12 protein-coding genes are annotated in these 12,019 nt (G+C 35.0%); 9 read left to right on the top strand and 3 right to left on the bottom strand.

The genetic code is table 11. The features are described from left to right. Positions 1-65: 65 nt before the first annotated feature. Positions 66-356: an HU family DNA-binding protein gene (locus tag QWY91_RS12150; RefSeq protein WP_013073853.1), complete on the bottom strand. Its 291-nt coding sequence runs from the start codon at positions 354-356 to the stop codon at positions 66-68. Positions 357-499: 143 nt separating this feature from the next. Between QWY91_RS12150 and mutY the strand changes: the two genes are divergently transcribed. The 5 genes from mutY (at position 500) to QWY91_RS12125 (ending at position 5,041) form a co-directional block, all read left to right on the top strand. After that, entirely contained in the window at positions 500-1,552 is a 1,053-nt protein-coding gene (gene mutY, locus QWY91_RS12145; protein WP_290235476.1) for an A/G-specific adenine glycosylase, read from the top strand. A gap of 99 nt (positions 1,553-1,651) precedes the next feature. Next, the gene (locus QWY91_RS12140) at positions 1,652-2,164 is read left to right on the top strand and encodes a single-stranded DNA-binding protein (RefSeq protein ID WP_290235474.1); all 513 of its coding nucleotides are present in this window, start codon (positions 1,652-1,654) and stop codon (positions 2,162-2,164) included. 21 nt (positions 2,165-2,185) lie between these two features. Then, positions 2,186-3,508 carry a gliding motility-associated protein GldE gene (locus QWY91_RS12135; RefSeq protein WP_290235471.1) on the top strand — a complete coding sequence of 441 codons (1,323 nt, stop codon included), beginning with the start codon at positions 2,186-2,188 and terminating at the stop codon, positions 3,506-3,508. Then, complete coding sequence (gene gldD, locus QWY91_RS12130; protein WP_290235468.1) at positions 3,505-4,071, top strand: gliding motility lipoprotein GldD; 567 nt, start codon at positions 3,505-3,507, stop codon at positions 4,069-4,071. Before QWY91_RS12135 ends, gldD begins: the two co-directional genes overlap by 4 nt. Positions 4,072-4,135: 64 nt before the next feature. Further along, a complete protein-coding gene (locus QWY91_RS12125) occupies positions 4,136-5,041 on the top strand; it encodes a DMT family transporter (protein WP_290235465.1) in 906 nt (301 codons plus the stop codon). 53 nt (positions 5,042-5,094) lie between these two features. Here the strand turns inward: QWY91_RS12125 and QWY91_RS12120 are convergent, their stop codons facing one another. After that, a complete protein-coding gene (locus QWY91_RS12120; protein WP_290235462.1) occupies positions 5,095-7,161 on the bottom strand; it encodes a M16 family metallopeptidase in 2,067 nt (688 codons plus the stop codon). Between the two features lie 17 nt (positions 7,162-7,178). Then, on the bottom strand, positions 7,179-8,501 hold the full coding sequence (locus tag QWY91_RS12115; RefSeq protein ID WP_290235460.1) for a M16 family metallopeptidase: 1,323 nt from the start codon (positions 8,499-8,501) through the stop codon (positions 7,179-7,181). A gap of 177 nt (positions 8,502-8,678) precedes the next feature. On the opposite strand from QWY91_RS12115, the gene QWY91_RS12110 reads away from it, so the two are divergent. The 4 genes from QWY91_RS12110 to QWY91_RS12095 all read left to right on the top strand — a co-directional run bounded on the left by QWY91_RS12110 (position 8,679) and on the right by QWY91_RS12095 (position 12,010). Next, entirely contained in the window at positions 8,679-9,143 is a 465-nt protein-coding gene (locus QWY91_RS12110) for a DUF4199 domain-containing protein (protein WP_290235456.1), read from the top strand. A gap of 146 nt (positions 9,144-9,289) precedes the next feature. Then, on the top strand, positions 9,290-9,769 hold the full coding sequence (rplU, locus tag QWY91_RS12105; protein WP_290235452.1) for a 50S ribosomal protein L21: 480 nt from the start codon (positions 9,290-9,292) through the stop codon (positions 9,767-9,769). Between the two features lie 28 nt (positions 9,770-9,797). Then, positions 9,798-10,058 (top strand): 50S ribosomal protein L27, encoded by a 261-nt coding sequence (gene rpmA / locus QWY91_RS12100; RefSeq protein WP_290235449.1) that lies wholly within the window; start codon positions 9,798-9,800, stop codon positions 10,056-10,058. Positions 10,059-10,543: 485 nt separating this feature from the next. Then, positions 10,544-12,010, top strand: a complete 1,467-nt coding sequence (locus tag QWY91_RS12095; RefSeq protein ID WP_290235446.1) for a tetratricopeptide repeat protein — start codon at positions 10,544-10,546, stop codon at positions 12,008-12,010. Positions 12,011-12,019 lie beyond the last annotated feature (9 nt).

The raw sequence follows: 12,019 nt of genomic DNA, 5'->3' as shown, positions 1-12,019 counted from the left end.
GGCATAGTGTTACGTTTTAATTAATAAATTTATTTCATTATTCCAGCTTCTTACTTCTGGATAGCTTATTTTACATCTACATTACTCTTAACACCCTCTACGAAAATCTTCGCTGGTTTAAATGCCGGAATGTTGTGAGCAGGTATTTTAATAGTAGTGTTTTTAGAAATGTTTCTTCCAGTTTTTTCTGCTCTAGTTTTTACAACAAAGCTTCCAAAACCTCTTAAATAAACATTGTCTCCACTTTCTAAAGAAGATTTTACCTCTTCCATAAAGGTTTCGATTGTAGCTTGTACATCACCTTTTTCCATTCCTAATTTCTCCGAAATATTTGCTACGATATCTGCTTTCGTCATTTTCGTGCTATTTAATATTTATAAATTGGGGTTCTTAATTTTCAAGGGGGCAAATATAAGAATTATATATTCAATATTTCAAACCTAAATCATTAAATAATAACGGAATAAACAATTTATATTGCGATAAGAGATTTTAAATTATGGATTTTTCTAAAACTTTGATTAACTGGTACTTAAAATCTAAGCGTGATTTGCCTTGGCGAAAAACCAGTGATCCTTACAACATTTGGCTTAGCGAAATTATGCTTCAGCAAACTAGAATCGAGCAGGGATTACCTTATTATTTAAAATTTGTGGAGGAGTTTCCAAGCGTTTTTGATCTTGCAGACGCATCTCAAGACAACGTAATGAAACTGTGGCAGGGATTAGGATATTATTCTAGAGCCAGAAATCTACATGAAACTGCAAAATATGTCGCTTACCAGCTTGATGGTATTTTTCCGAAGGATTATAAAGGATTACTTAAATTAAAAGGAGTAGGGGATTATACTGCAAGTGCAATTGCATCTATTAGTTATAATGAGCCGGTTGCTGTGGTCGATGGGAATGTATATCGTGTTCTTTCCAGATATTTTGATATTGCTACTCCTATTAATAGTACAGAAGGTGTAAAAGAGTTTAAAGCTTTAGCGATGGAACTTTTAGATAAAGAGGATCCTTCAGCGTTTAATCAGGCTTTGATGGAGTTTGGTGCGTTGCAGTGTAAACCTAAAAATCCGCTTTGTGATTCCTGTCCTTTTAACACGAGTTGCTTGGCGTTGAAAGAAAATAAGATTGGCGATTTACCGGTCAAAATCAAAAAAGGTAAAATTAAGAATCGATATTTTAATTATTTAGTTTTTTCTTCGGAAGAAAATAAAACTTTACTTCAGCAAAGAAAAGGTAAGGGGATTTGGAATGGATTATATGAATTTCCTTTAATTGAAACAACTTCAGATATTCAGGAATCTGGCTTAATTGAAGAAAATAAAGAATTTCAGGAATTAGTTTTGGATATTAATGCTTCAATTAGTCTTTATAATGATCGTCCTGTTATTCATAAATTATCACATCAACATATTCATGCCAGGTTTTGGTTGGTTGAAGCCGAAAATCTTCCGAGAATAGGTGTTTCCGTAGAAAAAGTAAAAGAATATCCCGTGCCGGTGTTAATTCAGAATTTTCTTAATGAAATTGACATAGAAAACTTGTAATTTTGCTGTTTTTCAATTTAACATCATTCCGTTGTAATCGGATTGATTTTTTCTTTAAATTAGAAAGAGAAGTTTTAAATAAATCAAAGACACTATTTTATGACAGGAACGCTAAACAAAGTAATGCTTATAGGACATACCGGGGATGATGTAAAGATGCATTATTTTGAGGGCGGTGGCTCAATTGGCCGTTTTCCGCTAGCAACCAACGAAGTTTATACTAATAGAACAAGTGGTGAGCGAGTGAACAATACCGAGTGGCACAATGTCGTTGTACGTAATAAAGCTGCTGAGGTTTGTGAGAAATACCTGAAAAAAGGAGATAAGGTATATATAGAAGGAAGAATTAAAACGCGTAAGTGGACCGACGATAAGGGAATGGAGCGTTATTCTACTGAAGTGCAATGTACCGAGTTCACTTTCTTAACACCTAAAGGCGAGAGCAATGGTGGTGGTAATCCTTCGCCACAAAATAATTCGAATAACCAGGCATCAAAGCCAAATAATATGGCAAACAGTAATAGTAATTCTGGTAATTCGGGAGATAATACTAATTTTGCCAGTCAACCATTTAATGGTAATGATGAGGAAGAAGATGATTTACCATTTTAAGTCTAACTAAATTTATTGCATTTGGATCCAGAACCCCCCAGTATAATTTTATGGGCCGCGTTTGATTATACCCAGGTAATAAGCTTTGTGTTTTTATTACTACTCTTATTATGCTCTGCCATGATCTCTGGTGCAGAGGTTGCTTTCTTTTCGTTAACTCCGGCCGATTTCATGACCGAGGATGGGAACAAGAGAACGAAATCTCAGGAAATCGTAATCAAACTGCTGGAAAAGCCAAAGAAGCTATTGGCAACAATACTGGTAGCGAACAACTTTATTAATATCGCCATTGTTTTATTGTTTGATTCTGTTTCAGATCAGTTATTCGGCGGACTCGATTTTGTTGTTTTCGGCTTAAATTTTAAACTGATTTTTGAAATTGGTATTGTTACTTTCTTGATCTTGCTTTTCGGTGAAATTTTGCCAAAGGTTTATGCGAGTCGTAATAATGTGCAGTTTTCAAACTTTATGGCGCAGCCGGTTAATATTTTGGATTCATTGTTTTCTCCTTTAAGTACTCCAATGCGGGCTGTGACTTTGTTTTTGCATGAGAAATTAGGGAAACAACGCCCTTTTATTAGTATCGATCATCTTTCGCAGGCTTTAGAATTAACCAGCGAGGAAGATACTACTAAAGAAGAGCAGAAAATTTTAAAAGGAATTGTGTCTTTTGGGAATACCGATACCAAACAAGTGATGCGCCCAAGAATGGACATTTTTGCGTTGAGCGATGAAGATACATATGCTGAAATTATCCCTGCACTTATCGAAAATGGATATTCCAGAATTCCGGTTTATAAAGAGAATATCGATAATGTGACCGGTATTTTATATAGTAAAGACTTATTACCCTATCTAAACACGAAAGATTTCGAATGGACGTCTCTTTTAAGAGAGCCTTATTTTATTCCGGAGAATAAAAAATTAGACGATCTTTTAAATGAATTTAAGGAAAAGAAAAATCACCTTGCAATTGTAGTGGATGAATATGGTGGTACAAGTGGATTAATTAGTCTTGAAGATATAATTGAAGAGATTGTTGGAGATATTAGTGATGAATTTGATGATGAAGACCTAATTTATTCGAAATTAGACGAATTTAATTATGTTTTTGAAGGACGTACGCCGTTAAAAGATTTCTATAAAGTAATTAAGCTGGAGGAACCTTCTTTATTTGAAGACAATAAAGGGGAATCTGAAACACTCGCAGGATTTTTACTTGAAATTTCTGGAGATTTTCCTCATAAAAACGAAATTATCAACTTTGGTAATTATAATTTTAAAGTTGAAGCCGTCGACGATAGACGTATCAAACAAATTAAACTGACGATTTTGCCTGTATGAGGTATTTAAGTTATTTGGTCACATTTATAGTATTCTGTTTTATGGTTTCCTGCGGAAATGAAGTTCAGCCGAAACCAAAAGCAATGTTAGCTTTAGATTACCCTAATCCAGAATATCGACCAATTAACCTTAATTGTCCTTATATCTTCGAAATTAATCAAATAGCTGAAGTAGCACCTTCCAAAAACAGGCGCCCATGTTGGATCAATCTGGATTATCCTTCTTTAAATGGCTCTATATTTATCACTTATCAATCGGTAAATAATAATCTAGATTCTTTATTAAGGGATGCCCAAAAATTGCCTTTAGAACATACTATAAAAGCTGAGGCTATCGAAGGCGACATTTATACGAACGATCTTCATAAATCTTACGGTATGTTTTATGAACTACAGGGTGATGCGGCCTCGCAAGCGCAATTTTATATAACCGATAGTACGAGCCATTTTCTAACGGGTTCGGTTTACTTCAATACACAGCCTAATTATGATTCTATTTATCCTGCTGCTAGCTATATTATGCAGGATATGCGTTATTTAATGGAATCACTTCAGTGGCGATAATTTTTTAGCTTTTAAGGTTTGATTTTAGTTAAGAATCTTGATTTTTGCGGAAAATTTCAATGCTATGGCGGCCGGAAAAATCAAATGGATTTATCTTTTTGTTCTCTCCTTAATTTGGGGCAGTTCTTTTATTCTTATTAAAAAAGGACTGGTAGGTTTATCTCCACTTCAGGTTGGTGCTTTTAGAGTAATTTTTGCAGCCTTGTTTTTAATTATCGTTGGATTTAGAAAGCTTCTTAAACTCAAAGCGGCGCAATGGAAATGGATTTTTGTTTCGGGCTTTGTAGGATCATTTTTCCCAATCTTTCTCTTTGCTTTTGCTGAAACTAAAATTAGTAGCGGTATAGCTTCAATTTTAAATGCGGTAACTCCGCTTATGACGCTTGTTTTAGGAGTATTATTTTTTCAGGATAAAATGAATAGCAATAAAGCTATCGGAGTTTTTGTAGGATTAATAGGGACTGCCGGGTTGATTTTTAGTAATGCCAGTTTTAACGGAAGCGAGAATTATCTATACTCGATATTGGGGGTTTTAGCAGCAGTTTGTTATGCGGTAAATGTGAATATTTTGAAGAAGTATTTAAATGATGTTTCTGCGGTGGCGGTAACTTCAGGATGTTTTGCGGTCTTATTAATTCCGGCATTTCTTGTTTTGATCTGGTCAGGATTTTTTAGTGAAAATTTATCGAATATTGATTTGCAGAAATCGGTTAGTTTTATTGCCATTTTGGGCATTTTAGGAACCGGTGTTGCGATGATTCTATTTAATCGCTTGGTGCAACTCACAAATCCTGTGTTTACCAGTTCAGTAACTTATACGATGCCAATTGTTGCTTTGAGTTGGGGTGTTTTAGATGGTGAGGTTTTTAGTTTGGGCCAGTTGTTTTTCGCCTTGCTGGTGATTATTGGTGTTTTGATCGTGAATCGTGCAAAGGCAATTTCAATAAAAAGAAAAAAGAAACTCGTCTAATAAAAAAGCCGACTAAAAAGCCGGCTTTTATCTAACATTAACTTAAAAGGAAATTATTCAAAATCTGAATCTTGTACTCCCTCATTAATTTTGTACTCTTGAACTTTAAGATCGAAAGACTGTGGTCCCATGCTTTGAGAAATAGTGAAAGGCATTTTTATACCTTCTACTTCTTGATAGTCACTATAAATTGTTGGGATGCTCATTGTTTGTCCCATTTGTGAAACGGTGGTAAGTGTTTTTACTTTAAGTCCGCTTTCCACATCGTAATAGTTGGTAGTACTTTCGTTTACCTTCACTGCATACGCCTCGCTACCTTCAACATCTTCGATACCGGTAACTTCAGCATTTTCACTTATGTTAAGTTCTGGGAACGTGTTAGCTTCAACCGCTACAGCACCAATTTGGTCCTCGCTCATATCCATTTTCTGTCCCTGTACCATCATGTATCCAGTTTCACCATTGTAAACCTGTTTTTGCATCACATTACCAGAAACGCTAACAGTTTGAGAGAATTTACCTTCACTGCTTTTACGTTGCTCTAAACTTAATTCTTGCCCTTGTATAGACGTAGTGGCGGTAAAAGCGATTGTATTTATAGCTTTTGCAGCTTCTTCGCCACCAATAGCTTCAATATAATCTGCATATACTTTCTCTACAGTAACCGAAGGATCTAAAGCTTTATTGTAGTCTGGCTTTTCAACTTCTTCACCATATTTGCTGTAATATTTAACAGGGAAAGTTTTTCCCTTATACTGCATTTTCTCAAGATTTTGGGCTACTTCGCTTCCTTTTCCTGCAATTACAATTCTGGATTGATCGGCAAGGAAGTATTTTTTAGCAACTCTTTGAACGTCCTCTAAAGTAACATCGTCGATGTTTTCTAAATACTCTTTATAGAAATCTTCATCTAAATCTTCAGTTTCTACTTCCATAGCAAAACTTGCGATAGTAGAAGGCTGCTCTAAACTTAGCACAAAATCACCTGTAAGTTTCGCTTTAGCATTAGCCAATTCAGATTCAGAAACCTTTTCATTTCTTATTCTATAGATTTCATCTAAAAACGCTACAACCGAACTATCGGTTACTTCGTTACGAACACTTGCACTTGCTACGAAAGTTGCTACGTGTTTATCATTACCAGTTCTAGAATAGGCGCCATAAGTAAATCCTTTATCCTCTCTAAGGTTTAAGAATAGACGAGCTTCGCCTCCGCCACCTAAGATTTTGTTGGCTACCATTACTGGAAAATAATCTTCCTGTTTTTTCTGAAGGTTAATGGTATTTACTAAAGCAATTTCGCTTTGTACCGCATTTGGCATGTCTACAAAGTTAATTTCAGTTTTATCTACATTTTTAACTTCAGGAATATTTATTTCAGGTACTGAAGTCTTTTTCCAGTTGGAAAATTGCTTCTTCACAAGTTTCTTTACCTCTTTCTTTTCTACATCACCTACTATAACTAAGTAAGCATTTGCCGGAGAGAACCAGGTTTTATAATAATTTTCAACATCAGTAAGACTAATATTGTCTATCGTTTCCTGAGTTTCAAATTCACCGTAAGGATGATCTTTACCGTAAGCTAAAGCAGATCTTACTCTACCTGCATTATAAGAAACATCCTTCTCGTTACTCTTTAAGTAATCTTTATTACGAGCGATAGATTTATCGAATTCTTCCTCTGTAAATTTTGGGTTAATTACTCCATCTGCCATCAAGCCAAGAATTTCTGGGAAGTATTTTGAAAGTGTATTCGCAGAAGCTCCTTCAGAGAAAATATTCAATCTGGCACCTAGGTAGTCTACTCTTTCATTAAACTCATCCTTAGGCATATTGGTAGTTCCCTGTCCTAATAAATCTCCCATTAAGCCGCTTACTCCTGCTTTTTGACCTTCGGAATGCGGAGGGTTATCGAATCTAAGCGACATGGCTACCCTTGGTAATTTATGGTTTTCTACCAGCATTACAGTTAAGCCGTTGTTTAGCTTAAATGTTTCTGGTTCTTCTACTTTAACTTTTGGTGCCGGCCCGGGTTCTGGCATGGTACTGCGATCTACCTGAGCATTGAGGCCTACAGCTCCTAAAAGGAATACTGTTATTGCTACTATATTTTTTTTCATCTTTTTGTAGTTTATTGTTATTCTGCTTCTTTTGCTTCTGGCAGATAATCGATAATTACTCGTTGATTTGGCTTAAGATATTTATTAGCAACTTCTTTAATGTCCTCTCTGGTGATGTTACGATAAATATCTATCTCTTCGTTTATTAGACTAGTGTCTTTGTAAAGAAGATAATTACGAGCTAAAGAATTGGCTACGCCGGCAATACTAGAGTTCGAGTTAACAAAATCATTTTCAGCTTTATTCTGAAGTTTTTCGAAGTCACTCTCAGAAATTAGATCATTTCTAAGCTTTGTGATTTCCTCTTCGATTTCTTCATTTAGTTTGTCAATACTTGTTTCGCCTTGTGGTAAAGAGTATACAAGATAGATTCCGTAGTCTTCCTGCTCAAGGTTAAAAGCTCCAACCTGTAAAGCAATGTTCTGCTCGTCTACTAACTTTTTGTAAAGCTTCGAACTTTTTCCGTCACTTAAATAGGTAGAGATCATGTTTAAAACATAAGAGTCTTTGTTGCCAAATTCAGGCGTTCTATAGCCAGTAATTGCCATTGGGATCTGAATGTTAGCATCATAAAATTCGCCATGAATTTCTTCAGTAATAGGATCTTCTTTTGGGTAATCTCTGGTTACTTCTTCGCCAGCCTCGATTGGGCCGAAGTAATCTTTGATCATTCCCTTAGTTTCTTCAATATCAATATCCCCGGCAACAACAAGAACAGCATTGTTGGGAACATAATATTTATCGAAATAATCTTTGAATTCCTGTAATGTGGCAGCATCCAAATCTTCCATATAGCCAATATTAGGATCTTTATATGGATGTTTTTCGAACATATTTTCCTGTACTGAAGTTAGAATATTTCCGTAAGGAGAATTATCCATGCGCATTCTACGCTCTTCTTTTACCACTTCATTTTGAGTATCTACACCTTCTTGCTTAATAATTGGATGCATCATTCGCTCAGATTCCATCCATAGTCCTAATTCTAGATTATTAGAAGGGAAGGTCTCATAATAATACGTTCGGTCGTTTGAAGTGTTAGCGTTATTATTTCCGCCATGAGAACTAACGATTTCAAACCATTTTCCTTTTTCAATATTCTCGGTTCCTTCAAATAATAAATGTTCGAAAAAATGGGCAAAACCAGTTCGGCCATCTTCGCGGTCTTTACCTCCTACGTGATACATTACCGATGTGGTTACTACAGGAGCCGAATTGTCCTGGTGTAAAATGACATGTAGCCCGTTGTCGAGATCGTATTCTGAATACTCAACTTCCTGGGCTAAGCCAACAGCGCCTACTAATAATGCACCTGCGGCCAGCTTAAGTTTGTTAATCATAGTGTATGGTTTATAGTTATGCTTTTAATTAGTGTTGAAAGTTACAAAATTGTTACACTTTAAATGTGATAAAAATTGGTATTACTTTAACACAAAACGTATAGTTATCTTAATTAACAAGCTGTTAAAGATAGTTTTCAAAGTTTTTTAGGAACTTTAATTCTAAAACCAACAATTATGAAAAATATTGGAATACCTGCAAAATTCGGAATTATGATAGCGGTAGGACTTATCGTTTACTTTTTAGCGCTATCTCTGGTAGGGCTCCATACAAACCCATTATTTAGTTTTCTAAATGGTGCAATAATGGGATTAGGAATATGGCTGGCTATAAAAGCGAAGCAAAGCAGTAAATCTGGTAGATTTAAATATGCTCAGGGATTTACTACAGGATTAGTTACTGGTTTTATTGCTACCACAATTTTTACAGTATTCTTTGCTATTTACGCTAGTGAGCTAAATCCAGATTTTCTTGATCAATATCTTACGGTTTGGCGTAGTGATTATAAAACAGGCCTAGGAGTTACTCTTTTTACAGTATACGCTATGGGAGCAGCTAGTACTTTTGCACTCACGCTTGCGTTTATGCAATTATTTAAAAATAGCTGGAACACTCAGGAAGCAGAAAAGCACACACTTTAAGATAAGAACGATATTTTAAGCACAGATAAATTTTATTCAAATTTCCATGAAGTCTTTGCTAATTAATTATTTAGAATTATATTTGCACCCGCTTTGAAGAGAAGCTAAGTATATTTAATTAGAAAGTAATTAATTAACAGAACACTATGTACGCAATTGTAGAGATAGCAGGGCAGCAATTTAAAGTTGCAAAAGACCAGAAAGTGTTTGTACACCGTTTACCAGGAGAAGAAGGAGACAGCGTTTCTTTCGATAAAGTTCTTCTTACAGGAGATGGTGACAGCATTACTGTTGGCGCCCCGGCTATAGAAGGTGCTCTAGTAGGAGCAAAAATTAATCGTCACCTTAAAGGAGACAAAGTAATTGTTTTCAAAAAGAAAAGACGTAAAGGTTACAAAGTTAAGAATGGTCACCGCCAGTCTTTAACTGAGATCGTAATCGATAGTATCACTGGAGAAGGTGGTAAAAAAGCTTCTGAAAGCAAAGCTGAGAAAAAACAAGAAACTAAAGCTGACAACGATTTAAGTAAGCACACAGTTGCTGAACTTAAAGAGATGGCTAAAGACAAAGGAATTGAAGGATATTCTTCAATGAAAAAAGCTGAGTTAATCGAAGCTTTAAGCTAAATTATTAAATTACTAAAAACCTTATAACATGGCACATAAAAAAGGAGTTGGTAGTTCCAAGAATGGTAGAGAGTCAGAATCGAAACGTCTTGGAGTGAAAATTTTCGGAGGTCAGGCTGCTGCTGCAGGTAACATCATTGTAAGACAAAGAGGTACTGCACACAATCCTGGTGATAATGTTTATGCTGGTAAAGATCACACTTTGCACGCAAAAATCGACGGTATTGTAAAATTTACTAAAAAGAAAGATGACAAATCTTTCGTTTCTATAGTTCCTTTCGAGGCCTAAGAAATAATTAGTTTATAATATAAAAAAAGCCTTTCAGTTTTCTGAAAGGCTTTTTTTATATTTCAATAAATCGGGGAATAATATAAAATTCACAGTGTAGATCATTTTCAGTTTTAAAGAAATCGAATGCTATTAATGTGATATGTAATACGTAAATTCTCCAATTCTATATCCAAATTGATATATAAAATATGCAGATAGCGCTAATAGCGTGCATGTCAAAATCAGTCTTTTTAGTTGTAATTTATTTATCATGATTGTTAGAAATGGTTTAGTACTCTAATATACTTTTTTTTTCGAAACGATTTTGTTTACAGTTATATAATAAAGACCTAACCATCACATTAAACTCAAAGGGTATATTTCAGGTTTTATAATATCGTTTTATGAAATCGCACATATTTATATACTTTTTTACGATCTCAAATCTTCTTTTTAGTCAGAATTACTCCACGAAACAATCCGCTGATTCCATATTTTTTGGATTGAAAGGCGAGCTTGATTCGGCTTTTGAAATAGGAGATGAATCTAAGATTGCCAAAAGTTATATTCAGCTGGGCGACTACTACCAGTCTATTGAAATTAGTACCCAGGCGATTGAGCAATACAATGAAGCCTTATCAATATTGCAAGAAGAATTCCCAGAGTTGCAAGTTTCAATTCGCAATAAAATTGCACAATCTTATATAAACTTAAAAAACTACGAAAAATCCCGAGAATACCTGAATGTAAGTATAGCGTTAGCTGAACAGGAACTTTTAGAAAACCATCTTGCTTATGCCGAAAGCCTTTTAGGCACCGCTTATGAAAAACAGGAGAATTATTCAGAAGCTCTAAAGCATCAAACCAAAAGTCTGGCTATTTATACCAAATCAAAAGATCAAGTAGGGATAGCGACTGTAAACGAAAATATAGGAAGTGTTTATGAAGACCTTCAGGAATTTGATAAGGCCTTAAAGTTCTTCAGCATATCAAATGATATTTTTAAAAAGTTGAAGCATGGCGCTCGCATCAATGTAATAAATAATCTTGGTGATGTTCATCGAAAAACCGGGGATTACGAAAATGCGCTAGTATATACCAAGAGCGCTTTAAAACTGGCAGAGCAATTTGATGATCATCACCAAATTGAGAGTGCTCACAAAGATTTAGCGCGAACCTTTGCGCTAATGGGTAAATACGAAATGGCTTACGATCATCGCCTTGTTTACGAGGATTTGCAGGAAGATGGATTTTATTCTCAAAATTTCAGGCAATTAAATACCCTCCAAACGATATTTGATACCAAAGAAAAAGAATCTGAAATTGCTTTGCTAAAAAAGCAAAATCAAGTTAATGAAGCTAATCAAAATTTGTTGATTTTCGGTCTTGTTATTTTAATTTCGCTTAGTGGTGTGGCGTTCTTCTTTTATAACCGAAAACGGCAGGAATCGGCCAAAATTCAGGCTTACGAACAAAAACTATTAAAAGTTGAACTGGATCAAAAAGCTGTAGAAGAAAAAAAGCTTCAGGATGAGATTCAGCTAAAAACGGCTTCACTTTCAAAGTATAGTCTGAATATGGCGCAAAAAAACAAGATGATTGCTGAAACTTCTTCCACTCTGCAAAATCTTGCATCGCGATCTACCATCGATCCTATTCCCAAAATAAAAACAATTGCTAGAGAGTTGAAAAAAAGTCTTTCTGAAGATAAAGAATGGGATGAGTTTATGAACTTTTTTAAGGAAATTCATCCGCAGTTTATCAAGCAACTTTCAAAAACTACAACCTCAAAATTGTCTTCAACCGAGTTGAGGTTGGCGATGTTGCTTCGGTTAAATCTTTCTTCTAAAGAAATTGCTTCAATTTTAAGAGTGACTCCAGATAGTGTTCGGGTGGCTCGTTATCGTTTACGTAGAAAATTACCTATAGAACAAAAACAGGAATTGGTGAATTTTATGCTTCAATTTTAAAGAAAATTG

Source organism: Zunongwangia endophytica (genome assembly GCF_030409505.1).
Classification (GTDB): domain Bacteria; phylum Bacteroidota; class Bacteroidia; order Flavobacteriales; family Flavobacteriaceae; genus Zunongwangia; species Zunongwangia endophytica.
This window is presented reverse-complemented; position numbering and strand designations above follow the sequence as displayed.